Source organism: Paucidesulfovibrio gracilis DSM 16080 (genome assembly GCF_900167125.1).
GTDB classification, from domain to species: domain Bacteria; phylum Desulfobacterota; class Desulfovibrionia; order Desulfovibrionales; family Desulfovibrionaceae; genus Paucidesulfovibrio; species Paucidesulfovibrio gracilis.
On the sequence record NZ_FUYC01000005.1, the window covers coordinates 77,781 to 103,765 of the forward strand.

23 protein-coding genes are annotated in these 25,985 nt (G+C 62.2%); 18 read left to right on the forward strand and 5 right to left on the reverse strand.

Annotated features, from left to right (window positions below; translation table 11 throughout):
- Positions 1-76 precede the first annotated feature (76 nt).
- From B5D49_RS07560 to B5D49_RS07605, 10 genes are all read left to right on the forward strand, one after another.
- Positions 77-2,140, forward strand: coding sequence for a ribonucleoside triphosphate reductase (locus tag B5D49_RS07560; protein ID WP_078717155.1), 2,064 nt, complete (start codon positions 77-79; stop codon positions 2,138-2,140).
- Between the two features lie 27 nt (positions 2,141-2,167).
- Positions 2,168-2,407, forward strand: coding sequence for a hypothetical protein (locus B5D49_RS07565; RefSeq protein ID WP_078717080.1), 240 nt, complete (start codon positions 2,168-2,170; stop codon positions 2,405-2,407).
- A gap of 143 nt (positions 2,408-2,550) precedes the next feature.
- Entirely contained in the window at positions 2,551-3,042 is a 492-nt protein-coding gene (locus B5D49_RS07570) for an SRPBCC family protein (RefSeq protein WP_078717081.1), read from the forward strand.
- Complete coding sequence (locus tag B5D49_RS07575) at positions 3,030-3,962, forward strand: RluA family pseudouridine synthase (protein ID WP_078717082.1); 933 nt, start codon at positions 3,030-3,032, stop codon at positions 3,960-3,962. Before B5D49_RS07570 ends, B5D49_RS07575 begins: the two co-directional genes overlap by 13 nt.
- A gap of 47 nt (positions 3,963-4,009) precedes the next feature.
- A complete protein-coding gene (locus B5D49_RS07580) occupies positions 4,010-4,579 on the forward strand; it encodes a BON domain-containing protein (RefSeq protein WP_159447162.1) in 570 nt (189 codons plus the stop codon).
- A 156-nt stretch (positions 4,580-4,735) separates the two neighbouring features.
- A complete protein-coding gene (locus tag B5D49_RS07585) occupies positions 4,736-5,281 on the forward strand; it encodes a BON domain-containing protein (RefSeq protein WP_078717084.1) in 546 nt (181 codons plus the stop codon).
- A gap of 21 nt (positions 5,282-5,302) precedes the next feature.
- Entirely contained in the window at positions 5,303-5,851 is a 549-nt protein-coding gene (locus tag B5D49_RS07590; RefSeq protein ID WP_144019288.1) for a C40 family peptidase, read from the forward strand.
- A 142-nt stretch (positions 5,852-5,993) separates the two neighbouring features.
- Positions 5,994-6,707 carry a MotA/TolQ/ExbB proton channel family protein gene (locus B5D49_RS07595; protein WP_078717085.1) on the forward strand — a complete coding sequence of 238 codons (714 nt, stop codon included), beginning with the start codon at positions 5,994-5,996 and terminating at the stop codon, positions 6,705-6,707.
- Between the two features lies 1 nt (position 6,708).
- On the forward strand, positions 6,709-7,149 hold the full coding sequence (locus B5D49_RS07600; protein WP_078717086.1) for an ExbD/TolR family protein: 441 nt from the start codon (positions 6,709-6,711) through the stop codon (positions 7,147-7,149).
- Position 7,150: 1 nt separating this feature from the next.
- Positions 7,151-7,825 (forward strand): hypothetical protein, encoded by a 675-nt coding sequence (locus tag B5D49_RS07605; protein ID WP_078717087.1) that lies wholly within the window; start codon positions 7,151-7,153, stop codon positions 7,823-7,825.
- A gap of 198 nt (positions 7,826-8,023) precedes the next feature.
- Here B5D49_RS07605 and B5D49_RS07610 read toward each other — a convergent pair whose 3' ends face one another.
- A complete protein-coding gene (locus B5D49_RS07610; RefSeq protein ID WP_078717088.1) occupies positions 8,024-8,773 on the reverse strand; it encodes an SDR family NAD(P)-dependent oxidoreductase in 750 nt (249 codons plus the stop codon).
- A 53-nt stretch (positions 8,774-8,826) separates the two neighbouring features.
- Between B5D49_RS07610 and B5D49_RS07615 the strand changes: the two genes are divergently transcribed.
- Complete coding sequence (locus B5D49_RS07615; RefSeq protein ID WP_078717089.1) at positions 8,827-9,984, forward strand: pyridoxal phosphate-dependent aminotransferase; 1,158 nt, start codon at positions 8,827-8,829, stop codon at positions 9,982-9,984.
- The gene (locus B5D49_RS07620; protein ID WP_078717090.1) at positions 9,981-10,661 is read left to right on the forward strand and encodes a class I SAM-dependent methyltransferase; all 681 of its coding nucleotides are present in this window, start codon (positions 9,981-9,983) and stop codon (positions 10,659-10,661) included. The genes B5D49_RS07615 and B5D49_RS07620 overlap by 4 nt, the downstream gene beginning before the upstream one ends.
- Positions 10,662-10,729: 68 nt before the next feature.
- On the opposite strand, the gene B5D49_RS07625 is transcribed toward B5D49_RS07620, so the two are convergent.
- On the reverse strand, positions 10,730-12,856 hold the full coding sequence (locus tag B5D49_RS07625) for a SpoIIE family protein phosphatase (protein WP_159447163.1): 2,127 nt from the start codon (positions 12,854-12,856) through the stop codon (positions 10,730-10,732).
- Between the two features lie 331 nt (positions 12,857-13,187).
- On the opposite strand from B5D49_RS07625, the gene B5D49_RS14850 reads away from it, so the two are divergent.
- From B5D49_RS14850 to B5D49_RS07655, 6 genes are all read left to right on the forward strand, one after another.
- Positions 13,188-13,985 (forward strand): substrate-binding periplasmic protein, encoded by a 798-nt coding sequence (locus B5D49_RS14850; RefSeq protein ID WP_159447164.1) that lies wholly within the window; start codon positions 13,188-13,190, stop codon positions 13,983-13,985.
- A 31-nt stretch (positions 13,986-14,016) separates the two neighbouring features.
- Positions 14,017-15,798, forward strand: a complete 1,782-nt coding sequence (locus B5D49_RS07635; protein ID WP_159447165.1) for a sensor histidine kinase — start codon at positions 14,017-14,019, stop codon at positions 15,796-15,798.
- A gap of 613 nt (positions 15,799-16,411) precedes the next feature.
- Positions 16,412-16,756 (forward strand): STAS domain-containing protein, encoded by a 345-nt coding sequence (locus B5D49_RS07640; RefSeq protein WP_078717094.1) that lies wholly within the window; start codon positions 16,412-16,414, stop codon positions 16,754-16,756.
- Between the two features lie 138 nt (positions 16,757-16,894).
- A complete protein-coding gene (locus tag B5D49_RS07645; protein WP_078717095.1) occupies positions 16,895-17,701 on the forward strand; it encodes a hypothetical protein in 807 nt (268 codons plus the stop codon).
- Positions 17,702-17,707: 6 nt separating this feature from the next.
- The gene (locus B5D49_RS07650; RefSeq protein ID WP_078717096.1) at positions 17,708-18,133 is read left to right on the forward strand and encodes a hypothetical protein; all 426 of its coding nucleotides are present in this window, start codon (positions 17,708-17,710) and stop codon (positions 18,131-18,133) included.
- A 169-nt stretch (positions 18,134-18,302) separates the two neighbouring features.
- On the forward strand, positions 18,303-21,719 hold the full coding sequence (locus B5D49_RS07655; protein WP_078717097.1) for an ATP-binding cassette domain-containing protein: 3,417 nt from the start codon (positions 18,303-18,305) through the stop codon (positions 21,717-21,719).
- 354 nt (positions 21,720-22,073) lie between these two features.
- Here the strand turns inward: B5D49_RS07655 and B5D49_RS07660 are convergent, their stop codons facing one another.
- The 3 genes from B5D49_RS07660 to B5D49_RS07670 form a co-directional block, all read right to left on the reverse strand.
- Positions 22,074-23,105 carry an electron transfer flavoprotein subunit alpha/FixB family protein gene (locus tag B5D49_RS07660; protein WP_078717098.1) on the reverse strand — a complete coding sequence of 344 codons (1,032 nt, stop codon included), beginning with the start codon at positions 23,103-23,105 and terminating at the stop codon, positions 22,074-22,076.
- A 10-nt stretch (positions 23,106-23,115) separates the two neighbouring features.
- The gene (locus B5D49_RS07665; RefSeq protein ID WP_078717099.1) at positions 23,116-23,913 is read right to left on the reverse strand and encodes an electron transfer flavoprotein subunit beta/FixA family protein; all 798 of its coding nucleotides are present in this window, start codon (positions 23,911-23,913) and stop codon (positions 23,116-23,118) included.
- 209 nt (positions 23,914-24,122) lie between these two features.
- Positions 24,123-25,985 carry a 4Fe-4S ferredoxin gene (locus tag B5D49_RS07670; RefSeq protein WP_078717100.1) on the reverse strand — a complete coding sequence of 621 codons (1,863 nt, stop codon included), beginning with the start codon at positions 25,983-25,985 and terminating at the stop codon, positions 24,123-24,125.

Sequence of the window (25,985 nt, forward strand, 5' to 3'; positions counted from 1 at the left end):
ACAGCAAACGCCGTCCTCTGCCAATGGTCCGGCGTTTTCCGCTTTCCGCGAGGCGCTGTTCCCTGAAGAGAGATTCATGCCGGTACAAATTCTCAAACGTGACGGTTGCATTGAGACCTGGTCCACCAGGCGCATTGCCGACGCCATCTTCAAAGCGCTCAAAAACAGCGGTATCAAGGATCCGCTCCTGGCGGACCGGCTGGCCCGCAAGGTGGAAAAAAAACTCGACGGCGTGGATGTGCCCGAACAAGAGCAGGTGCAGGACATGGTCCAGCAGGTGCTCATGGAGGCGCGCCTCTACAAAGTGGCGGAACGCTACATCATCTACCGTGAGAAACGCCGCGAACTGCGCAGCCAGGACCAGGCCTTTCTGGACATTTCCGCCGTCACCGAAGGCTACCTCGACAACGTGGACTGGCGCGTGAACGAAAACTCCAACATGGTGCACTCGTTCCAGGGGCTGATCCTGCACATGGCCGGTGCGGTGCAGGCCCGTTACGTGCTGGAAAAATATCCCGAGGAAGTACGCATGGCCCACAACCACGGCTACTTCCACATTCACGACCTGTCCTTTGGCCTGGCCGGATACTGCTCGGGCTGGAGCCTGCGCGACCTGCTCCTGGAAGGATTCAACCTCCGGGACCGTTGTTCCTCCACCCCGGCCAAGCATTTTGACGCGGCCTGCGGCCAGATGGTCAATTTCCTGGGGACGCTGCAAAACGAATGGGCCGGCGCCCAGGCCTTCAACAACGTGGACACCTATCTCGCGCCCTTTGTCCGCTACGACGGCCTGGATTACGCCACCGTGAAGCAGCAGGTGCAAAAGCTGCTGCACAATCTCAACGCCACGTCCCGCTGGGGCGGACAAAGCCCGTTCACCAACTTTACCTTCGACTTTGTGCCCCCTTCGCACATCGCCAACGAACCCATCATCATCGGCGGGGAATACCAGGATTCCACCTACGGCGAATATGCCGAGGAAATGGCCATGATCAACCGGGCCTTCCTGGAGGTCATGCTTGAGGGCGACGCGGACGGACGCATCTTCTCCTTCCCCATCCCCACGTACAACGTGACCAAGGACTTCCCCTGGGATTCCGAGGAAGGCAAACTCCTGCTGCAAATGACCGCCAAATACGGTGCGCCCTACTTCCAGAACTTCATCAACTCGGACCTGAACCCCGAGGATGTGCGTTCCATGTGCTGCCGTCTCCAGATGGACCTGCGGGAAATCCGCAAGAAAACCGGCGGACTGTTCGGCGCGGGCGACCTCACCGGCTCCATCGGCGTGGTCACTTTGAACCTGCCCAAGCTGGCCTACCTGGCCCACAATGAGGACGATTTCCTGGATCTGGTCACGGAATACGCGGAACTGGCCAGGGACTCCCTGGAATACAAGCGCAAGTTCGTGCAGCAAAACCTGGAAGCGGGCATGTTCCCGTTCTCGCGCCGCTACCTCAAAAACGGCTTCAGCGGACACTTCTCCACCATCGGACTCATCGGCGGACACGAGGCCTGCATGAACCTGCTGGAAAAAGGCATCGACACCGAGGCCGGATCCCGGCTCATGCAGCGCGTGCTCAACCATCTGCGCGAACTGGTGGTGCGCTTTCAGGAGGAGACCGGCAACCTCTACAACCTGGAAGCCACGCCCGGCGAAGGCACCTGCTACCGCCTGGCCAAGATCGACAAGGAACTCTACAACGATATCCACACCTCGGGCGAGGAAGTGCCGTACTACACCAACTCCACCCTGCTGCCCGTGGGCGTGACCTCGGACGTGTTCTTTGCCCTGGAACACCAGGACAAGCTCCAGACCCTCTACAATGGGGGAACCGTGTTCCACACCTTCCTGGGTGAGGCCGCCCCGGACGAGGAGAGCGTCAAAAACTTCCTGATCAAGTCCATGAGCCTGACCAAAATCCCGTACCTGTCCGTGACCCCCACCTTCTCGGTGTGCAAAGACCACGGTTACATCTACGGCGAGCACTTCGCCTGCCCCACCTGCGGGGAGGAAACCGAGGTCTATACCCGCGTGGTGGGCTACTACCGCCCGGTTTCCCGCTGGAACAAGGGCAAGCAGGAGGAGTACCGCGAACGCGTGGAATACGGCATGAACTCCTTTTGCACCACCTGCTGATTTCGGGACGTGCAAGGGGGAACAGCGATGATCCTGGACGCCAACCAGCTTGCGGCCATCCGCCAGCGCAACGACGAGGAACTGCGGCTCGGCCCGCGTGCAACCCACGGCTACCCCGCCCGTACCGTGCAGGATCTGCTGCACACGGTGGAGGCCATGAAGCGCGAAAAGCGCAAGTGGAAAAAGCTGGCCCAGGCCCGGGGCAAGGCACTGGCGGACATCCGGGAACTGGCCTCCAAGACGGGCAACGGCGGTTCCGGCGGCTGATCCCGCAAGCCCGACCCCTTCGCTCAAATACGACTCCCGTCCTGCACGCAGGGCGGGAGTTTTCTTTTCCCGCGTCCATCCTTCAGCATCACGGGCATGCGCTTTTCCGTTGACGAACGGCGCGTGCTCGGCAACCATTGCCCATGGTCCATCGCATCCATCGCATCCATCGCATCCAAACCCTGCCCGTGACACCGGACAAGGCCTGGGACTTTTTTTCCGACCCGTGCAACCTGGCGCGCATCACCCCGCCCTGGATGGATTTCCGCATTGTTTCCGGCTGTGCGGACCACACCTATCCCGGCCAGATCATCGAATACCGGGTCCGGCCCTTCCCCCTGGTACGGCTGGGCTGGCTCACGGAGATCACCCAGGCCCGGTCCCCGGTGTTCTTTGTGGACGAACAACGGCGCGGTCCCTATGCCTTTTGGCACCACCAGCATCACTTTGCAGCCGTAGAAAACGGTGCCGCCGTGCGCATGACCGACCTGGTGCACTGGGCCTTGCCCTGGTACGCCCTGCCGGTCCGCGCCCTGGTGCGCCGACGGTTGCGGATCATTTTCGACTACCGGCAACACGCGCTGGAACGGCTTCTGGGCCGTGCCGAACAAGGGGAAGACGCATGCCGGGCGTAACCACCGTGCGTGTGACCCGCGCCGAGGAAGGACAGAAGCTGGTGGCTTTTTTGCGCCGCCGCGTGGGGCGCGACCTGCCCCAATCCGCATTGCTGCGCTGGATCCGCACCGGCCAGGTCCGGGTGGACGGCGGACGGAAAAAACCCTTTGACCGACTGCGTCGGGACCAGATGGTGCGCATTCCGCCGCACGACCCGCCCCAAACGTCCCCGGCCAAGGGGGACACAGCGCCCGTACCGGGCGCGCCCGAACTGAGCATCGTCCATGAGGACCGCGACCTGCTGGTCCTGCACAAACCCGCAGGATTGCCCGCCCACGGCGGCACAGGACACACGGATTCCGTGGCCGCACGTCTGGCCGTACGCCATGCGGACGCCCCGTTTACGCCCACGCTGGCCCACCGGCTGGACCGCGACACCTCGGGCCTGCTCCTGGCCGCCAAAAGCTACGCCATGCTCCAACAGCTTCAATCCGCCATACAGGACGGCGCGCTGGAAAAAACGTACCTTGCCTGGACCTGGGGAGACTGGCCCATGCAAGAGGAGACCACGCTTCGCGATCAGATGGAAAAAGCCGGTCCCCAGGGACGGGAGCGCATGCAAACCGGCCAGGGCAAGACCGCGCTGGCCAGGGTGCGCCCCGTACGACGCATGGATCCGGGCCGGGGTCAAATTTCCGCCACCCTTCTGGCCGTGACCCTGCTCACAGGCCGTACGCATCAAATCCGGGTTCAGCTGGCCAGCCGGGGGCATGCGCTGGTGGGGGACCGCAAATACGGTCCGCAACACCCGGCAACCCCGCGAAACACCGGGCTGTTGCTCCACGCCTGCCGTCTGCGCCTACAGGACAGGCAGTGGCTGCTGCCCCCGGACTGGTCCGCTCCATGGAACATTTCGGAACGCATCCTGCATATGCTTTAAACCAAGGTCCGACCCTGCGGTCATATTCTTTCTGGAGGAACCCGATCATGCTCCGTCTTCCCCTGCCGTGCCTTCTGCTCCTGCTCCTGCTCGTTTCCGGCTGCGTCACCGCCGAAGGGGAACGTCACTATTCCGCGGACCCGCGCCCTCAGCCCGTATTGGCCCGGGATCGCGCCCTGGCCACGGAAATACTGGGCCGGTTCGCGGACGAGGAGTTGGTGGGCCTGGGCCAGCTCAAGGCCCATGTCTACAATGGACACGTCTACCTTGTGGGGGAATATGAATCCGAGGAACAGCGGCGTGCGGCTCTGGATATCGTCACGGCCGTGGCCGGATCCGGCAAGGTGACCATGCGTACCCTGCCCCTGAAGCGCGGCGGACAATGCAGCGACAGCCGCAACAATGCCCTGGCCCGGGATGTGACCGCAAAGCTCATTGCCGATTCCAAGGTACATGGGTATACAGTGGAGGTGCGCGCCATGCAGTGCCGCGAAATCGTGCTGCTCGGACTGCTTTCCGACGAAGAGGAGATAGCCCGGGCAACGTCCCTGGCGGCGCGGGTACCCGGCGTGCAACAGGTGGATTCCCTGCTCAACGTCTTTGCACCACAACCCTAGCCCGCCATTGAAAAAAGCAAACCCGCAGGCTGCTCAAAAATGGTCGGACGCTGGGCGAAAAACGGTCGAGGTTACAACGTACTGGCTGTACGAAAAAATTTTTACAACACCGGCACAGAGTGCCGTTTCCGGGCAGCCTGCTGGGGAGTATTTCAGATGCAACGTGCCCTCTATTTCTTCCTGTTTTGCCTGCTGCTGATCTCGGCCACGGGCTGCACCGCCTACAAAGTGGCCATGGACGAACGCAGCCTCGGACAGATTTACGACGATGAGGAAATCACCTTCAAAGTGGAAAAAGAACTGCTCAACGACAAGGACGTGAGCTACCTGGACTTCAAGGCCTTCACCTACCTGGGCCGCGTCTACCTCGTGGGCGAATACGAGGACACCTACCAGCGCGACCGCGCTGTGCGGCTGGCCCGTGGAGTGGAAGGCGTTCGCTCCGTGACCACCTATCTGCTGCCCAAGCAGGACGTGGCCAACTGCGGCACCGCTACCAGCGTGCGCATTGGCGCGGAGCTGGACAAAAATCTGCTGGAAGATTCGGACGTAAGCGGCACCAACGTGGATACCAAGATTGTACAATGCAACGCCGTGCTGCTCGGACTGGTCTCCTCCCAGACCGAAATTTCCCGGGCCGAATCCATCGCCCGCAACGTACCCGGCGTCCGCCAGGTCAAAAACTTCCTGCGGGTACGCTGACCCGCTCCGGAGGCAGGCAGCATGCGTCGCCCGTTCCCACACACCGCGTCCGGCCTTTTGGTCAGGATCCGGTCCGCCCTGTGGATCGCGGTGCTTGGCGCGGCGCTGCTGCCCCTCACGGCCTGCGGCGTGCTGGACTTCGGCAAGGCCCGGCTCCCCGGCGGACATGCCGGTCCGTCCTCGCACCCCGTGGTGCGGACCGCGCAGTCCGCCATCGGCATCCCCTACCGCTGGGGCGGCGACACCCCGCGCGAGGGCTTCGACTGCTCCGGGCTGGTCCACTGGGCCTACGCCCGGCACGGCGTGCGCCTGCCGCGTCCCAGCTGGCAGCAGATTCGGGCCGGATTCGCCGTCCCCCGCAGCCAGGTCATGGCCGGGGATCTGGTCTTCTTTAAAATCGTGCAGGGCCGGAGCTACCATGTGGGCATTTCCACGGGTCGCGGCACCTTCATCCACAGCCCCAAATCCGGCTCCCGCGTACGCGAAAGCTCTCTCTCCAACAGCTATTGGCAGAGCCATTACGTCACAGCCCGCCGGGTGGCCCGGCCCGCCACGGCCGCCCATCCCTGACCTCCGGCAACGCGGCACACGCTATCCAGGCGCTCCCGCGCCGCTTCTTCCGAGATATCCTCCTTTTGCGCATCCCTGCTTGCGCTCGGCCTGCATTGGATTTAGGAAAGGAAAAGGTACGCACGAGAGCGAGGAGCGCACAATGGAACCCATGTCGGACAGCGGATTCTGGACCCTGGTGTTGGAAACCGGCCCCGTGATCAAAGCCGTGTTCGCGGTGTTGCTGGCCATGTCCCTGGCCAGCTGGAGCCTGATTTTTCTAAAATGGTACGAACTGCGCAAGGTCCGCGCCCAGGCGCGGGAGGACCGCCGGGCCTTTTCCCGTCCGGGCGGCCTGCGTGAGGCCATGGCCGGCATCAACCAACGGCCCGAAGCCGCTCCTTCCCGGCGCGTTGCCGAACAGGGCGGCCAGGAATTGCAACGCATGGCCGAACTGGACCTGGACCCGGGCCTCAAAGGACGCGTGGTGCTGGACTGCGTACGCCACGCCCTGCAGGATGAGGTGCAGGCCCAGGGCGACAGGCTGCACGGTTCCCTGTCCCTGCTGGCCACGGTGGGCAACGTGGCGCCCCTGCTCGGCCTCTTCGGCACGGTATGGGGCATCATGAACTCCTTCAGCCACATCACGGGCGGAGCGGACCTGGTCAGCGGCGTGGCCCCGGGACTGGCCGAAGCCCTCTCCACCACGGCTTTCGGGTTGATCGTGGCCATACCCGCCGTACTCGCCCACAACGCCTACATCAAACAGCTCGGCAACATCGAAGCGGAACTAGCGGCCCTGTCCGGCGCGTTCATGAACCGCGTCAAGGAACGCTTTTCCGAATATCTGACCTGCGCTCCCGCCCCGGAGGAATAAGATGGCCCAACGCAGCCGCCGACGGTATCTTACGGAAATCAACACCACGCCCTTTGTGGACGTGATGCTCGTGCTCCTGGTGTTCGTCATGGTGGGGGCCGCGGTCAAAGGCGAGGGCGTGCAGGTGGATCTGCCCCGCACCCGCACCGTGGAATCCCTGCCCAAAGGCAGCGGGCACTTCGTGCTGACCATGGACGCGGACGCCCGGCTCTTTCTGGACCAGGAAGAAGTGCCGCGGGATCATCTGCGCGAATACATGATTCAGCGAGTGCTCAAACAGGACAAGGCGCTGTTCCTGCGGGCCGACCAAAGCGTACCCTACGGCGACGTGGTCCGGGTCATGGCGGAAATCCGCGAGGCCGGCGTGCCGCACATCGGCATTGTGGCCGAGGAGGAAGACGGCGCGGACACGGCCCGAGACGCCGCCCAAAGCGGGGAATGAGATGACTGCCCGTCCGTCCGCCCGCGTCCTGGCCTGGAGCCTTTCCCTGGCGCTGCATCTCGCCACGCTGCTCCTGGCCCTGTTCCTCACGTCCCCCATCGCCTTCAAGCAACTGGCGGGCATGCAGCTCACGGAAGACGAACTGGCCGCCATGATGCCGCCGGAATATCTGGCTCCCCCGGAAGACATGGGCGCCATCCCCATCAGCCCCAACAAGGTGCTCGTGGACTACGGCGGACGTACGCCCGAGGAGGAGGAGCTGTACCGCGAGTTTGCCGAGGCCGGGGGCATGGTGGGCGCACTCCAGTCCACATCCTACGGACCCAAGGTGCGCTTCGGCGCCACCCTGTTCGACAACTATCATTCCTACTATGTGGGGGGATTGGTGGGGCATTTCCGCACGGCGGACGGCCTGGACGTGTTCATTGTGGACGGCCGCAAGGATCCCCGTGTGGAAAAGCTGATCCTGCATGTGCCGGATCGCGGCTTCACCCGCGCCCTCACCGAATACAACAGCCGCTACATCTACACCTACGGCCCGAGCCTGCTCACGCCCAAGCCCGTGCGGGGTACGGTCATGTTCATGGGAGACGGGGACAAAATCCACCGGCTGCTCTGGATGCCCGCAACAGGCAAGGCGCTCTACCCGGAACGGGTCTACCACCGGCCGCAATAATCCATCGGCACGATATCGGGCGTTCTCTTTGCCTGATCGGTAAACAATCCATCCATAGGCGGATCAAAACCATGTGCGCGCAAAGTGCGAAAAACACCAGGGACGACGGACACTTCCTGCGCGCGATGATGTGCTGCTTTTGAAGCAACGCAGCAAACGTGCGTTTTCAACAGCCTGTTCTCGCACCCCGCTTTCGGCTCACAGCTCCCGATAATCGAACGTACGGCCGTGCAACTCCGGCCAGGGATGCTCCAGCAGGTCCGCCAATTTCGATGCGGACGCCTCGGGAGTGGCCAGGAGACCTTTGGCCTTCCACGGACCAAACGTGGAGCGCACCCGCTCGGCCTGCCCTCCCTCGGCTTCCCGAGCCTGCCGCTGCATCCGGGTCTCCACGATGCCGGGCCGGTACACCAGGGCGGTCACCTGGTCGGTTTCCACGGCCAGTTGCCGCATGTAATGCTCTTCCGCGGCCTTGGCCGCACAATAAGCCGCTGTGCCGGGCAAGGCTTTTTCCGCGGCCCCGGATCCAAAAAACACGGCCAGTCCGCCCCCTTTGCGCAGCAACAGGGGATAGCAAAACCGGGCCAACTGGTACGCGCCCTTGACGCTGGCATCCATAACCTCGCAAAAAACGGGTTCCGGCAATTCCCAGGCGGACGGGCCAGGAGCCAGCACCCCGGCCGCATGGATGAATCCCGCAAACTGCTCCTCATCCCCGGCCCGGAGCATCAGCCGCTCCACCACCTCGGCATGGGCCACGTTTCCGGCCACGCCCTGCACCGCACCGCCTTGTTCGGCGCAGGGCTCGACCACCTCCCGCAGGCGCTTTTCCGACCGGGCCGAGAGCAACAGCCGCACTCCGCGCCCGGCCAGCTCCACGGCAAGCGCCTTACCGATTCCGCGAGATGCCCCCGTAACGATCAGGGTTTTGTTCCGTAGCAAACTCATATATATTCACCTTTGGTTTTCCCTTCACCTAGAATTCGTCAAAGGATTTGATCATGCCGATCAGGCAAAGCCAACGTTGCGATCTTGTGAAACAATCCGATATTCGAAGCATGACCCTGGCCTGCGCTGCCGTGGACGGCATCAACCTGGCCCAGGGCGTCTGCGATCTGGACGTGCCGGAGCCGGTGCTCCACGGAGCCGAGCAGGCCATGCGCCAGGGCAAAAACGTCTACACACGCTTTGACGGTCTGCCCGAATTCCGCCAGGCCATCGCCCGGCACCAGCGCCGCTTCCAAGGGCTGGACCTGGATCCGGAATCCAACATCGTGGTCAGCGTGGGAGCCACCGGCGCGTTCCAGGCCACCTGTGCGGCCATGTTTGATCCGGGCGACGAAATCCTGCTTTTCGAACCCTTTTACGGATATCATGTGAACACCCTGCGGTCCATGGACCTCACGCCCACATTCGTTTCCCTGCGGCAGCCGGACTGGAGCTTCACGGACGACGATCTGGACGCGGCCGCCTCGCCCAAACTGCGCGGCGTGGTGCTGAACACCCCGCTGAACCCCTGCGGCAAGGTCTTTACCCAGGAGGAACTGGAGCGCGTGGCCCGCTTTTGCCGGAAACACGACCTCATGCTCCTGTCCGATGAAATCTATGAACACTTCGTCTACGACGGGCACAGGCACATCTCCCCGGCGACCCTGCCCGGCATGGAAGAACGCGTGGTGTCCATCTCCGGCGTATCCAAAGTCTTCGCGGTCACGGGCTGGCGGTTGGGCTGGGCCGTGTGCCATTCCCGCTGGCATGAACCCATCGGCCACTTCAACGACCTTTATTACGTCTGCCCGCCCGCGCCGTTGCAAATGGGCGCGGCCAACGGACTCGATCAGCTCGGCGACGACTATTACCAAGAACTGGCCGAGGACCACCGCCGCAAACGGGACCGCTTTTGCCTGGCTCTGACCCGGGCCGGACTCAAGCCCCATGTTCCCGACGGCGCGTACTACGCCCTGGCACGCATCGACCATCTGCCCGGCCGCGACAGCCACGAACGCGCCATGCACCTGCTTCGGGAAACCGGCGTGGCCTGCGTCCCCGGACGCGCTTTTTGGAACGACCCACTGGGCCAGGGCTTGGCCCGGTTCTGTTTCGCCAAACGCTGGCCCGAACTGGAAGAGGCCTGCCGACGACTGGAGCATTTCGCATGAGCGAGGATCCCCCCCGAACCGACGAATACCAGGGATGCGCACGGTTATATGACCCTCTGCTCAATCCCCTGCTGGACCGGCCGCGCCGTCACGTGGCCGCGCTGGTGGAGCACTGTCTGCGCCCCTTTGCCAAAAGCGAGGGACCGCCCCCGCCGGTGCTGGACCTCTGCTGCGGCACGGGTCGGCAGGCCGTGTTCCTCCTGGAGCGCGGGTTGCGGGTCCACGGCCTGGATCTCTCCCCGGCCATGCTCCGCACCGCCCAGCGCACCACCTCGCCGCGAATCAACTATGTGCACGGCAACGCCGCCGCCACCGGCTACGCGGACAGGAGCTTCGGCTGCGTGTGCGTCTCCCTGGCCCTGCATGAAAAACCGCCGCACACGCGGGAAGAAATACTGGAGGAATCCATGCGGCTGCTGCTGCCGGGCGGTTCCCTGGTGCTGCTGGACTATCGCTGGCCGGAGTCCGCTGCCGGACGCGGGGCCATGCGCCTTGCTTCGCTGGTGGAACGCCTGGCCGGTGCCGAACACTTCGCCAACTACCGGCAGTTCCTGGCCGGAGGCGGCATTCGCGCCCTGCTGGGAGCCTCGCGCCTGCCCTTCCGACGCGTCCAGACATTTTTTCATGGCAGTATGGGATTATACAGGGTCTTCACTCACGGCTGTGAGGAAGCATAATTCAAAACCATCGGCGGGCGCGCCCTTTCGGTACGATTTCCCGGCCCGGACAGCAAAGCTGCAACGGATCACTTGCGTTTGATTACGGCCAGGGTCACGTCGTCCTCGCAGGCCTTGCCCCCCCGAAAGCGATCCAGGGCATCCAGCACGGCCTGTACGATTCCGGCGGCGTCACTGTCGGCGTGGCGACGCACCACGTCCAGCATGCGGGCGCGGCCAAAGGGTTCCCCTTCGGCGTTCACGGATTCCCAAATGCCGTCCGTGGCCAGCAACGCGAACTGGCCGCGACGGTCAAAGCCCCGTTCCTGTTCCTCGAACTCGGTTTCCTCCAAAAATCCAAGGCTGAGTCCCTCGCCGCGCAGCTCCTCGAATTCCCCGGTCCAGGGATCATAGAGCCAGGCGGGTTCGTGTCCGGCACGCACCCAGCGGATCACATTCCGGGCCATGTCGAATTCCGCGCAAAACAGGGTCATGAACCGCCCGGAGGGAGCCACATCCTCATAGAGACGCCGGTTCACCAGGGCCACACGCCGGGCCAGCCCGCGCCGCGCCTCGGAAGCGGCCCGCAGCATGGCGCGCACCGTGGCCATGAGCAAGGCCGGAGCTGCTCCGTGTCCGGACACGTCGCCCACGGCCACGGTCAGGCGTTTGCCGTCATCACCGGGCAGAACGAACGCGTCATAGTAATCCCCGCCGGTTTCGTCACAAAACACCACGGTTCCGGCCACGTCCAGGCCGGGAATCCGGGGCGGCTCCCGCGGGACCAGATTCTGTTGCACCTCCCGGGCCAGGGCCATGGACCGGCTCAGACGCACATGATCCTCCAGCTTGGGTACGGTCTCATTAAACGCCTGTACCAAAAGATCCCGCTCGTCCCGGGTGCGCATGTCCAGACGCGCGGTGTAGTCCCCGCCGGCCAGCCGCTGCCACGCGCCCACCATGAGCATGACCATATCCGAAGCGCGCTTGGCCCCCACATAGGCGAGCAGCGCAGCCCCCGCCAGCACGGCCAGGGCCGCCAGCAGGGCGGTGCTCCGCTGGGCCGCGGCATGGGCGGCCACATCCTTGCGCAGTCGCGCCGGGACGTTCATGGCCACGGTTTTGGGGACCACCAACAGGAAGGCGGTGTTGCCCTCCACCGGAGCAAAGGCCCAGATGGAAGGTCGGCCCTCGTACTCCATTTCCATGCTGCCGGAACCGCCGTTGCGGATCCGCTCCACCAGCCCCGTAAACTCCGGGTCGTCCACCGGACGCATCCAGCGATAGTCCACGGCGGTCCCCGCAGACTCCGCGTCGCGGGAAATATGCCGTTCCGCCATGATTTGCAGCCCCAGGGTCTTGCGGCGCGGATCAATGCGCGCGCTCACAAGAAAGGACCGCATCTCCTCGGACCATTGCGAGGCGAGCCGGGCCTCCTGCAGGAACCAGCTTACCGGCGCCTCTATGCCCGCGACCCCGGCAAAGTGACCTTCCGGACCATACAAAGGACGGTTCAGGGCCAAAAGCACCCGGCCCGTATTACGGCTGTAGAGCAGGCCGGACCACTCCGCCTTGCCGGATTCCCTGGCCCGGGCGTACCAGGCCGACTCCCGCAGATCCAATCCGCGGGGATAGCCGCCGAATCCGGGATAGGCCATGCTTACCCCGCTTTCCAGAGCCACGTAGAGTCGATGGGCCGCGTACCCGGAAAACTGGAAAACATCACGGCAAAGGGGCGTCAGCCGGGCCAGACGGGCCACGTCAGGTCCGATGCGCCGTTCGGACAGGCCTGCAGCCTTGAGAAACACGGGATGGGAAAAGCTCACGCGCATGGGTTCCACGCCGTCCAGGGTTCGACGGGTATAGCGCCGATCCTCGACAAGATCCGGCGGCTCGCTGGGCGGGTGGTCGAAGTCCGGACCGAAATAGACCTTGGGAGCACGCACAAAGGGGCGGGCCAGCAGGGATTCCGTTTCCACGGCCAGGGACCGCAAGGCAAAGGTCAGCGCCGCAGTGCCTCGCAGTACGGACTTGGAGGCGTTTTCCGCGTCCTGTTCCAACTGGGCCGTAACCATGCGGGTCACTTCCCGGCCCGCAACGTCCGAGACCGTGCGCTCCAGGCGTTGGGTGCCGCGCTGCATGATCCAGCCCGCCGTGAGCAAGGGAACCAGGCTGAGAAACAGCAACGCGAGAAAATACTTCCAACGGATCGGCACGACGCTTCGTCACTCCGGGGCGTTACAGGCTGTTGAAAGAAACGATCCTTGTCGTCCACTCGAAACATTCAGACTGTTGCGTACGGGGAATACACTTCCGCGTGAACGTTTTTCGCGTTGTAGCATTCCCACCCATCCTGATATTGACTTTTGCGCGGGTCAAGTCGCGCAGTTTCCAACAAACCCGGGGAAGTTGCACCTCTTTGCAACCCGGCGCATCCACTCCCTTGTAGAGCCGGAATACCTCGCTTTGTTTCGCGAGGCAATGGCATGCCCTGGCATTTTTACTCGGAGCATGGCATACTCCCACAAACGAGAGGGGTTTCTGCCCATGTTTCGGCACAAGACATGGCTTATCTTCATGGCATGGCTTCTCGCCCTGGTCATGCTCCCTGCACCCTGTTCCGCATCAGGCGAAGACAGGTTGCTGCTCGTCACGGAAAGCGGTCCGCCCTTTAATTTCCTGACCCAGCAGGGACCGGCCGGGTATTCGGTGGACATCGTGCGCGAACTGCTGCGCCGCACCGAAATGCATGGAGAGTTCCATTTTCTGCCCTGGGCCAGGGCGTACAACACGGCCCTGACCCAACCCGACACGCTGCTGTTCACCATCAGCCACACTCCGGAACGGCACGACCTGTTCCAATGGGTGGGACCGGTGATGTATATTTCCTGGGCGCTCTATGCCAAGCCGGAATCCAACCTGCACATACACGACATGGACGACGCCCGCATGCTCAGCGGCATCAGCGTATACCGCTCGGACGTGCGCGAACAATATCTCCGCGACCTGGGATTCGTAAATCTGCACGTTTCCCCGGCCTTTTCCAACAGTGTGCAAATGATGCTCGGCGGTCGCGTTCCAGCGGTCATTGCCGATGAAATGGGCATTCGTCATCAACTAAAGCGCCTGGGCCAGCCCCGAAGCAGCGTGGAGCGCGTGTTCATCTTCAAAACCATGAAGCTCTTCCTGGCCTTTTCCAAGACCACCGATCCCGATATTGTGGCGCGCTGGCGTCGCGCCTTTGAAGCCATGCGCCGCGACGGCACCCTGGCGCGCATCCATGCCCGCTGGGACATGCCCGCGAATACGCTGCAACGCCTGCTTGCGCTTCCTGAAGGGCCATAATCGTGCTATAGCGAGAGCGAGGAGAAAGACGATGATCCAGAGCAGTAAACGGTCCCTTTCCAGAAACTTGACGATCAGCCTCGTGGCGGCGGTGGTCATCCTGGTGGCGGCACTGTTCGGCATCCAGCATTGGAACCTCGCACGTCGTGCCAACGCCGAACTGGAAATCAAGGCCGACAACTACGCCGACGAACTTGCGGAAATTCTTGCCATCCCCATGTGGACCCTGGATACCGCCAACGTGCGGCACGTGGGACAGGTTTACGAACGAAACGACCTCTTCTCCCGCCTGCGCATCGCGGATTCCCGCGGGGAAACACTCTACCTCTACGAAGCCGAAGACCGGACCGCCGAGGAAATTCACCGCACCCGCAGCATCACCTTTGAAGGACACGTCATCGGCCATCTGGACATGGCGCTCTCCCTGGCCAGCAGCCAAAAAACCGCGCGCCAGCTCCTCTATGCCACCTCCATGAACATCGCGGCCACGGCCCTGGCCCTGTTCGTGGCCACGGGCATCCTCTTGCGCGTCTTTCTCCGGCGGCCCTTGACGGAGCTGGAACAAGCCATGGACCATGTGGCCCGGGGCGACTTTTCCAAATCCATTTCCGGCCCGCGCTATGCCGAACTGGAACGCATCATGGACTCCTTTCAAAAAATGTCCGCCACCATCCGCGCACGCGAGGAATCCCTGCGCCGCGTCAACGAAGCCCTCTCCGTAAGCGAGCAGCGCTTGAACATGGCCATTACAGCGGCCAACGACGGCCTTTGGGACTGGGAATTGCCGCACAATCAATCCTACTATTCGCCGCGCTGGTACACCATGCTCGGCTATGAACCGGACTCCATGCCCCCGACTCTGGAAACCTGGGAAAAACTCATTCATCCCGAAGACCAGCCCCGGGTTCGTGCCGCCCTGGACCAACACCTCAAAGACGGGGGCGAGGAATTCACTTCGGAATTCCGCATGCGCAGCAGCGACGGCGGATACCGCTGGGTGCTCACGCGAGGGCAGGTCACGGAACGCGGTCCCCAGGGGGAGCCGCTCCGCATGACCGGCACGCACCAGGACATCACCGAGCGCAAGGAAGCCGAAGCCATGCGCGAGGAACTGATCAACGAACTGGAAGAAAAAAACGCCGAGTTGGAACGCTTCACCTACACCGTATCCCACGATCTCAAAAGCCCGCTCATCACCATCAAAGGCTTTCTGGGCATGTTGCAGACTGATCTGGAGCGCGGCGACAAGGAACACATTGAAAAAGACATGGGCCGCATCGGCCAGGCCGCGGACAAGATGCAGCAGTTGCTCGACGAACTGCTTGAACTTTCCCGCGTGGGCCGGCTCAACAACCCGCCCGAGGAAGTGAATCTCGGCACCCTCGCGGGCGAAGCCGTGGAGCTGGTGGCCGGACAAATCAACGAGCTGGGCGTTTCCGTGGACATTCAACCGGACCTGCCCACAGTGCGGGCGGACCGACCCCGGATGCTTGAGGTCTTCCAAAACCTCGTGGACAACGCCACTAAATTCATGGGCGAACAGCCCGATCCCCACATCGAAATCGGCGTCCGCAAGGAAAACGGAGAGGATGTCGTGTTTGTCAAAGACAACGGCATCGGCATCAAAAAGGATTACTTCCACAAAGTCTTCGGACTCTTCGACCAACTGGACCAGGGCAAGGGCGGCACCGGCATCGGACTGGCCCTGGTCAAACGCGTCATAGAAACCCACGGCGGACGCATCTGGGTGGAGTCCGAAGGTCTGGGCCACGGCGCCACGTTCTTCTTCACCATCAAGGGGATGTCCGGTTGACAGGGAGGTTCCGCCTGTTTATCAGCACGAAAATCTTTCGTGCTTTTTTTCACTTGACTTTCCTACGCATTCGGTAGACTTTTGCCTCGGTTTCCACACGACGCCGACGACCACGGCCGCGTGGAAGGGATCCACCTATCTCTCCCTTCCCCCAATCAAGCGCTGCCGACAGTCGCCCGGTTCTCCGTCAAGGGCCTGCCGCCGGACGCTTCGGCGCAGCGAGACCGCCCTTCGCGTGCCATCCACCGAAGGTCGTTGCCCGAATCGCGGACTCGGCGGAACCCGAACCCGAGAAGGCCGGTAGAACATGGACACCCAAAACGGCGCGCAACGCGCAAGGCCTTGGGGATCTCGGACTAGGCTCAGGAACGGCTCGGCTTTTGTCGGGCCGTTCTTTTTTTCTGCGCCGCTCTCTCCCCTCCCGCCCGGACCGTTGCCCCCTGGCGCATCCGCATCCACGAACAATATGGCGTACAAAACGCCCAGGGTACCCCCACAGCCCTGCAACGAATTTCCCCGGAAAAGTTTTCGGCTTGGTTGCCTTCCCCCGAAAAGCCGGATACATAATGCAACGGCGTACCCGTAGCCCAAGCGGACCGCCAAAGGAGGGGGAATGGAATTCACGGTCTTGGAAGACACGGACGGTCTGCGCCGCGTTGTGCTTTCCGGTCGCATGGACGCGGCGGGCATCAAGGAAATTGAAACCGCCTTTAACGAGGCGGTGGGGCAATCCCCCCATTCCGTGGTCGCGGACATGGGCGACGTGGCGTTCATGGCCTCCATGGGCATGGGCCTGCTCCTGCGCAACGCCCGGGAACTGGCCGCGCAGGAAAAGCGTCTTGTCCTGTACCGCCCCCAGGAACTGGTGGAGGAAGTCATGCAGATCGCGGGATTGCAGCGGCTCATTCCCATTGAGCACGACCCGGACCAAGCCGCGGCTCGCGCCAAGGAAGCCTGATCGCGATACTTTTTCTCCACATTCGGAGACGGCGCGGTTTTACTTTTTGCGGTGCGACTGCTATCGTTCCGCACGATAGCGGGATATGCGCCCTTCCCGCCAATGGCCCCGTACCATAAATGCAGCAAAGGTGTGCGCATGATCAAGCGAACAACTCCCCTCGTCCTTCTCGTCGTCCTCTCGGCCCTGATCGCGCTGACGGCGGCTCCGGCCTTTTCCGAAAACCTTTCCGAAGCGGAAAAAAAAGAATTTTCCATGAACGTGGCTCTGCCCTCCCCGGCGGAAATGTTCCTGGCCATCGACCGGCTGGGTGAAACCGACTGGCAGGCCGTGGCCGAACACAACCCCCGCTACGACTACCAGGACAACTACATGCGCGCGCTGAACCTGGGGGTTCGCTCCGCTGACGGCCTGGTAGCCATTCTTGCCGAGGACAAATCCAAACTCGGCGAGATCATCGTCATCGTCATCACCCTGGCCGAGGAACTCCAGGTGCAGGAAACCATCCTGGACCGGAGCAAGTCCTTTGAGGACATGGCCAACCAGGGACGCTGGGACGAACTGCGCGACGAACTGGACGCGCTGCGCTACCTCATCGAAATGGAGATGGACCAGCTCGGCGACCAGGACGTGGCCACGCTGGTACGCGTGGGCGGCTGGCTGGAAGGCCTGCGGGTCACTTCCGGACTGCTGGCCGAAGGACTCTACCCCGAGCACAGCTCATCCATTCTGTATCAGCCGAACCTCGTAAACTACTTTGAACGCGAACTCTCGGGCATGGAACCCGAAGCGCGGCAATCCCCGGCAGTGCAGGCCGTGCTCCAGGCGCTGCCTGAAATCCGATCCCTGGTGCGCGTGGGATACCGAAAGCCCGTGCCCACGAAAAACATCCAACGCCTGAATCGGATCGCCACGGATCTGATCGCACTGATCGAAAGGGGGTAAGGAAATATGAAGGCACGCACTCTCGCCTTGCTGGCAGCCATGCTGCTGATTCCGATCCTGGCCATGGCCGGGCGCATGGACATCCGCAAGCCCGCCTACGACCAGGTGCTCAAATATGAGAACCAGGGCTACAGCGTTAAGGACGACATCCAGATCGGCGAACTCGCCGAAGGAAAGTCCTATTATTTCGACACACAACTCACCACGGGCATCGACTACTTCTTCCACTTTCAGGGGGACCAGGGTGTTCGCTCCCTGCGCCTGGAAATGTACGATGAAAACTGGGATCTCGTAGCCCAGAGCACCGGCACCGGCGAACCAGCCACCGTGGCGCTCAAACCGGAATGGAGCGGAACCTTCCACGTCAAGGCCACTCTGGTGGAATGCCAGGGCGGTATGGATTACTGGTTCATCCTCGCGGGATACAAGTAGCCCACCGAGCGACGATACGCGCCATGGTCCCCATCGCGCGGCAGAAAACAATTTCGGACGGGTTCGGTCCCCCGGCGGCGTGGGACCGGCCCTTCCCTTTCCCGCTTCCGCCCGACCGCCCCACTGACACGCGGTGACGGTCAGCCGCCACAGCCCGCTTTGGAGACCCATGCTCCGGCCAGTCACCTTACGCCGCTCCCACCGACAGCGCACCCAGGAACACTTCGAGGACAGCCTCGCGGCCCAGGTACTCAAACTCCTGGCCCTCGTAGCTCAGGCCGGTCCGGAGGTCTCAGCCCGCCGCCGGTCCTTCATCGACAGCTTTTACGGCCACCTCTACCCTTCCGATGTGGTCCGCCATTTTCGCGAACAGTTCGAATCCTTCCTCTCCCGCAGCCTGGACCTGGGCGCGGTCTGCCGCGCCTTGGACGAACGCCTCTCCTACCAGGAAAAGGTCTACTGCCTGATCATCGTCTATGAATTCATCATCGCGGACAAGGCCGAAAGCGTGGAACGGCGGCTGGCCCGGGCCATGTCCAAACTCCTGCGTATTTCCGAGTGGGACGTGCGCTTCGTGGAATCCCACTTCGGCCTGGCCGAACCCGACCCCGAAGCCCTGCACCGCTCCGGCATCATCGCCCTGCGCGTCACGGGGGATCTGGAAACCGCGGACGTGTATCTGCCCTTTCCCGGGCTGGACGTACTCATCTACAAAATCCGCAATCTCTACTGCATCACCAAAAAATGCGATGGCCACGAAGTTGTGGTGGACAACTACGAACTGCACAAAAACATCTCCACCCGCGTCTCCCACAACTACCGCATCCTCTTTGACGATTACTCCCTCAAGCACCACGACCTGAAGGCTTACTTCGAAAACAAGGTCAACCCACTGAACGTGGACCGCTGGGTCACCCAGGACGATCTGGAACCAGCCTACGCGGACGCTCCCGGGGAGAACGACGTCCTGCGGCTGGAATTTCGCGGGGCGCGCATCCGGCTGGTACTCATGGACCCCTACGCCGTGGTCAACGTCAACGACCAACTCGTGCAGGACGCGGTGCAGGTCAACCTGGATGACGATATTTTCGTGAACGGCTTCCGCATGAACCTGCGGGAATTGTTCTACTCCCTGAACGCCCGGCGCGATCTGGCCCTGGACGACGGCCGCGAGGAATACCGCCTGACCAACTCGGTACGCGGCGACCTGTTCATCCACGACGACCTCTCCGAACGCTGGACCTCGGTCTTCCGCATGGACCGCGCCCGCCGTCGGCTCCGCTTCGACCCACGGGACTGCCCCTATCAAATCTACCTCAACAACCGGCCCTGCCAGGGGCAAGTGGACCTGCGCCACGGGGATACCCTCTTTGTCCACGGCAACTACCTGACACTGGACACGGAGCAGGAACAACTTCGCAAGGCCGCGTTCAGTTTCAACAAATTTTCAGCGGATCGCATCCACCACGTATTTGAAGACGGCACCGTGGGCCTGGACGAAGTCTCCCTGGATATCGAATACGGAGAACTCGTGGCCATCATGGGGCCGAGCGGCAGCGGCAAGTCCACCCTGCTGCGGGTCATGAGCGGCTTTGAAACACCCACCAGCGGCCAGGTCCGCATCGACGAATACGACCTGCACAGCGAATACGGCATGCTCAAGCACCACCTGGGCTACGTGCCCCAGGAGGATTTGCTGCTCTCCAACCTCACGGTCTACGAAAACCTCTACTACTACGCCAAACTGCGCTTTCCCGACAAAAGCGAAGAAGAACTGGACGCCAAAATTCAAATGGTGCTCACGGACATCAGCCTGACGGAACGCCGCGACCTGCGCGTGGGTGATGTCACGGACAAAACCCTGTCCGGCGGTGAACGTAAGCGCTTGAACATCGGCCTGGAACTGCTCACGGACGCGGACATCTACATGCTCGACGAACCCACCTCGGGCCTGTCCTCCAAGGACTCGGAAAAAATCGTGGAGCTGCTGGCCAACATCACCTTGCGCGGCAAGATCGTGGTCTGCGTCATCCACCAACCCAGCTCCAGAATTTACAAAAATTTCAACAAAGTGGTCCTGCTTGATCACGGCGGAAAACTGGCCTACTACGGAACCACCTACGCGGCTCTCGAATACTTCAAACGCCACATGGAGCGCGACGCCCGCAAAGGGCGCATTGTGGTGGAATGTCCGCGCTGCAAGACCGTGCAACCCGGCATCCTGCTGGACAGTCTGGAGGAATCCCTCCGCGATATCGACGGTTCCGTGCTGGGCAAACGCAAATACTCCCCGGACTACTGGAAACAGGAATACGAAAGCACGGCCATTGATGCCTGGCTCTCCAGCATCCAATTGCCCAGTTCCGACATCCTGCCGCCCAAGCCCGCCATCGGCCTGCGCGAACGGCTGGTCCAATTCCAGACCCTGCTCTCCCGAAACTACCGCAGCAAGGTGCGCGACCGCTCCAACCTTTTGATTACCTTTCTGGAGGCGCCTCTCCTGGGCGCGGGCGTGGGCTTCATCCTGCGCTATACACCGGCCGGGGACTACTCCCTGTATACCAACGACCTTTTCGGCATCTTCCTGTTCGTGGCCGTCATCGTGACCCTGTTCCTGTCCATGACCAACTCCGTGGACGAAATCATCGGGGACAGCTCGCTGTTCATGCGCGAACGCATGCTGGACATGACCAGCCGCACCTATCTGGGTGCCAAGCTGCTCGTGCTGCTGCCCTTTGCCGTGGTGCAAAACGCACTCTTCGTGGCCCTCGGATTCTACATACTGGAAGTGCACGAACTCACTCTGGCCTACATCCTCTACCTCTCGCTGCTTTCCTATGCCGGACTCTCGGCCGGGCTGTTCATCTCCTCCCTGCCCCGGCTCTCCTCCCGGGCCGCGCAAAACATCGTGCCGCTCATGCTCGTGCCTCAAATCATCCTGGGCGGGGCGCTTATCGAATACGAAAAAATGAATAAAAGCCTGACCATTGTGGAAAACAGCCCCATTCCGGAAATCTGCCAGCTCATGCCCTCGCGCTGGGCCTACGAAGGATTGATGGTCCTCCAGGAAAACAACAACAGCTACCATGCCCGGCACCAAGAACTTTCCGATCAGCTGCGTGAACTTAAAATCAACCTGCGCAACGCCGAAGGCACCCCGGAGCAAGCCGTTCTGGAACCCCGGAAAGATCGGCTGGAAGACGCTCTGGAATCCTTCCGCGCCAGCCATAAATACCGCTACGGGAACAAAAACATTCACGACGCCGTGACCCTGGGGGAAAAACGCTTCGAGGAAATCGTCCGCGAACACATGGACATGGATCCGCAACGGGCCGAAACAGGTGTGGAAGGCGCCATGCGCGACTGGAATCTGCCGTATCCCATGTTCGTACCCTGGAAAATACTCCCCCTGGTGAACGTCAAAGGAAGCACCACACTCTACAACGCCCTGGTTCTGCTGGCCATGGGACTGATCATGAACGTGCTGACCCTGGCCGCGCTCAACTGGCGGGAACAAATGCTGCGCATGGGACGGCGAGCCAAATCCGTGGCGAAAAAAGTACGACCGCAACAGCTTAAATTATAAGCGAATACAGATTCCGGGGGGAACCCTTTCTGAAGAAAGGTTCTCCCCCCGGCCCCCCCTTCCAAAGACTTTTATTAGCTCCAGGCCTGCGGCCTGTCGCGGTTATCGTTTTTTTGAGTTTCTTATTCCCCCCCCTTCCCCAAAGCAAAAGAACGGCCGAAGCCGTTCTTTTGCTTTGGGGCGCACCGTTGCCGCGCTGCTCCGCCTTGCCACTCCCCCGACGCCTTCCCACCCTACGCCCCCGGCCGCGCGCAGCGCGAGACCGGGAAATGGGATTCCAAAGGGTCGCGGACCCTTTGGCCGCCGGAGGCATGCCTTTCAGCCCCGCAGGGCCGCCGGAGGCATTGTTGTTCTTTACTTGGCGAGCAACTCGTTCACTTTTTTCATGACAGCGAACGCATCGGCCACGTAGAGCACATCGGCTTTTCCGTGCGCCCAGCCGCATCCGGCATCCAGGTTGATGGCGCGGCGCTCATTGATGAACCGCCAGCCCACCACGTGGGGTTCCTCGCCGTGGCAACAGGTCGCCAGCCCCTTGGGGTGGCGCGGTGTGGAGCCGGTCTGCCCCACTTGGTGCAGATGCGTGAGGAAGTCCAGCACATCCTGCCCTTCGGACCCGAGGTCCACCAGAGACTTGGAACTGCCAAGGGAACTTTTCGTTTTGTCCAGAAAATCGAGCAACATTTCGCCCGCTTCCTTGACGTGGGGCTGTCCGTCATTTTGTTTTTTGGTCCAGCCTGCACCGGCCACGATGAGCAAATTCGCATCCGGGCGGATGGTCTGGGCGTCAGCGTCAGGCTTTTTCACGCCCGTCACCGTGGTGCGGGTCAGGTTGTCCAGCGGGACATCCACAGCCTGGAGCGCCGCCTCCCCGGGGAATTCGGCGGGTTCGGCGCATCCGGGCGACAGGGTCAGCACCCAGGGTCCGTCAAAGGAATCCATATCACGCTGCACCTGGCCGGACATACGTTGCCGGTAGAACCATCGGGTGGGTAGCGGGTTGCCGTCAACCGCATCCAGTGCGGTGATGTTGGTGTCGATGCGGCCGCCCAGACGGTAGGCTGCCCCGGGCAAACAACGGGCAAACCGGGCCGTGGCCGGGGCGAGGACGATTTTGGCTTCGGCCGCAGTGCAAAGTGCGGCACAGGCTGCGGCATCCGTGCTGTAGCGGGACTGTCCGAAGGCTTCGCCGCTGACGCTGAAAAAGGCCTCGGCTCCGCATCCGCCGATGCTTTGCGCGGCCTGGGTCACGTCGGCGCCCACGAGTCCCACCTTGAGCGGTCGGCCCAGGTTGTCGGCAAGCTGTTTTGCGGTGCCGAGAGTTTCCATGGCGGCCTTGGACAGACTGCCGTTGTCGTCGGTATGTGCGAGATACAAAATACTCATACTCTTCCCCTTATCCCTGAATCCAGTCCACGAGTTCGCGGGCGATGTCATCCACGGGCATGTCCTTGACCACGCGGGTTTCGCGCACCACCTGCGGCAGGCTCACGCCCAGCACACCGAAGCCGTTGCCGAGCTGGGCCGGCTTGGCCTGCTGGAGCGCGGGCATAATGGTCTTCATGTTCATCATGCCCACCTGGGGATTGTTGGGCGGTTCGGGCAATTCGCCGGTGGCCCAGCCAAACGCGGCCGGAGCGCCCTGGACGGTGGAGGTCAGCCAGCTGCCGCCCTCAATGCGTTCCAGCACTTCAAGGCCGTTGTCGGTGATGGAGAGCTGGTCCACGCCCTGGAACTGGTCCACGATGCCGAGACGTTCGGCCACCATCTGAATGGTGGAACCCGAGCCACGGGAAGCGGATTGCCAGCCGCCGAAGAGCAGGAGCTTTTCACGATCCAGATCAGCGATGCCCTCAATGGCCTGGGCCAGGGCTTCGGCCACCTGGAAGCTGTCGGTGAAGCCCGAGGCAGGTCCGTCCACGGCCACCAGCTCAAAGGGGGCTTTTTGCGCCACGGCCATCATGACCTGCTGGAGCTTGGCCTTGGGACCGAGGCTCACGAGCCAGACCCGGCAATCTCCGCGCTTGGCGGCTAGGTTGGCGGCTTCGTACAGGGCATGCCCGGCCCAGGGGTCGAGCACGGCGGGAAGCATCATCTCATTTTTCAAGGCCGGTCCCTGCGGACTGTCCACGGGGTTCAGGGTTTGCAGCGGATCAGGAACGATACTGCCGCAGACCACGATGTGGTAACTCATAGATTCTCCTTGTTGCGGCTTGGGGGCGGTCTCCTGGGTGCGAGATCCACCGCCTTTGCTCGAAACGTGCGGAGCGGGAAAATGCTCCGTTGCGGTCGGCCCGCGCCATGGTCGGCAGCAAGGGCTTACCCGCGTCAGTTGTCAACAGGCCGCCGCACGCGGCAACGGCGTGGAAGGGAAAGATCGGCTCCCGCCGTGGGGAGCGGAATTTAGTTCTCAGCCGAATGCAATCCGCCGGATCCAGCGGAAAAATCCACATTGGTCCGTTCAGGATCGTCAGGATGCGCCTGGGTACAGTTCCACAGGCACGCGCCGCAATGCACGCATTTTTCGCGGTCGAACAGAGGCACAGGACCATCCGGATTCATGGTGATGGCCTGGCCGGAGCAGACTTCGACGCAAATGTTGGTCCGGCAGCGGGCGCAGGCCTGCGGATCCAGGAATCGGACATGATCCGCGAATCCCGGGTTGGCCTGGACCTTGCCACCCATGAGCAGGGCATCCTGATGGGAAACCAAGAGCTTGCCGTCATAGGGGATGGACGGCCAGCCCGCACGCTCCATGAGCGTATCGTGCAGGGGGCGGCCATTGGTCTTGCACTCCTCGCGGATGCGCATGATTTCCCCGGCAGGCAGGATGTGGCGGTAATATTCCTCCAGGGTGGGAATGCGCTCATACACGCGCTTTTGCGGACCCGAGAGGTTGAACGCGCCTTTGGTCAGGCCGGACAACGCCATGCCCATCAATCCGGAAACCATGCCTTTTTGGAAGCCGTCGCGAGCCTTTTCGGACTGCACGGACTCCTCTTCCAGCCAGGAGGCACGACGCCGTGCGGCGTAGGCGATATCCAGATTGTCCTTGGTGAAATCACGTCCCTTGCGCATCAGGTCAAGGACGGCCTGGCCGAGCTGCACACCCGAGGTCCAGGCTTCGTCCACGCCCGAGCCGGTTAGCACGTTGGTGGTGCCGGAGCCTTCGCCGATGCGCGCCCAACCATCGCCCGTCAGGAACGGTTCGCCGCGGCGTCCCGATTCCAGCAGGGACTTGGCGCCCCAGGAACGCATGGTCCCGCCGCGAAGGTGCTTCCAGAGGTAGGGATGCATCATCCAATGCTGGAGGTAGCGGTAGGCGGTGCGGACCGGGGAGTCAAACCAGGACGGCACAAAAATGCCCAGGGACGCCACATTGTCCGGGTAGACATAGAGAAAACCAAAAATTTCCGGCTCGGGATAGCCCAGGGTATGCAGCACGGTGCCGGGCTTGAGACCGCAGTGCTCGGGCAAATCCACGACCATCTTCATGCCCACGGCCCATTCGCGTTGATGGTTGCCCTTGGGCAGGCCGAATTCGTTGTTCAACCCGCGTCCCACAGCACCCACGGGACCGTCGCCCACCACGGTGAGCTGCGCTTTGACGTCCATGCCGGGCATAAACGCGCCTTCCGGGGTGCCGTCCCGCGCCACGCCCTGATCAACAAGCCGCACGCCCGTGACCTTGTCGTCCTCGGTAAGGGCTTTTTCCACGGGCATGCCGGGCCAGATCTGGGCCATCCCCGATCCCATGGCCTGTGCGCCGGTCCAGGAAAGAAACTGCCCCATGGAGAGCAGCATTCCCGGTTCCTTACGCAGGAAAGGAGGAATCCAGGGGAGTTCGGCAGCCATATCCCGTCGGAACGGAAGCAAGAGCTTTTCAAAGGCCTTCATGCCCGTGGCCTTACGGCTGGCCCCCACGGGATCAAAAAGATACACGACCTTTTCCTCGGTGACCTCGCAAGCCATGGGGATCTGGGAAAGGTCCAGCTCCGGGAAGGAAGCGCGGATGCCGCGGCCTTTGGTCACGATGCCGGAAACACCGAATCCGATGTCGTCGGCGCGTTCATAGCAGAGCACCTGCGGCGGCATGCCCGGCATGGCCTTGGATTCGGCGATGGGCGTCCCGTCTTCATTCATGAGGGCGGGAATCAGCGTGGCCAGGAATCCGGCGGTGGCTGGCCCGTAGCCCACGCAGACGATGTCCGCTTCCATGGATTGCCGCAGGTCGTCGGGGTTGATTTGGGGCGTCTGATCGCTCAT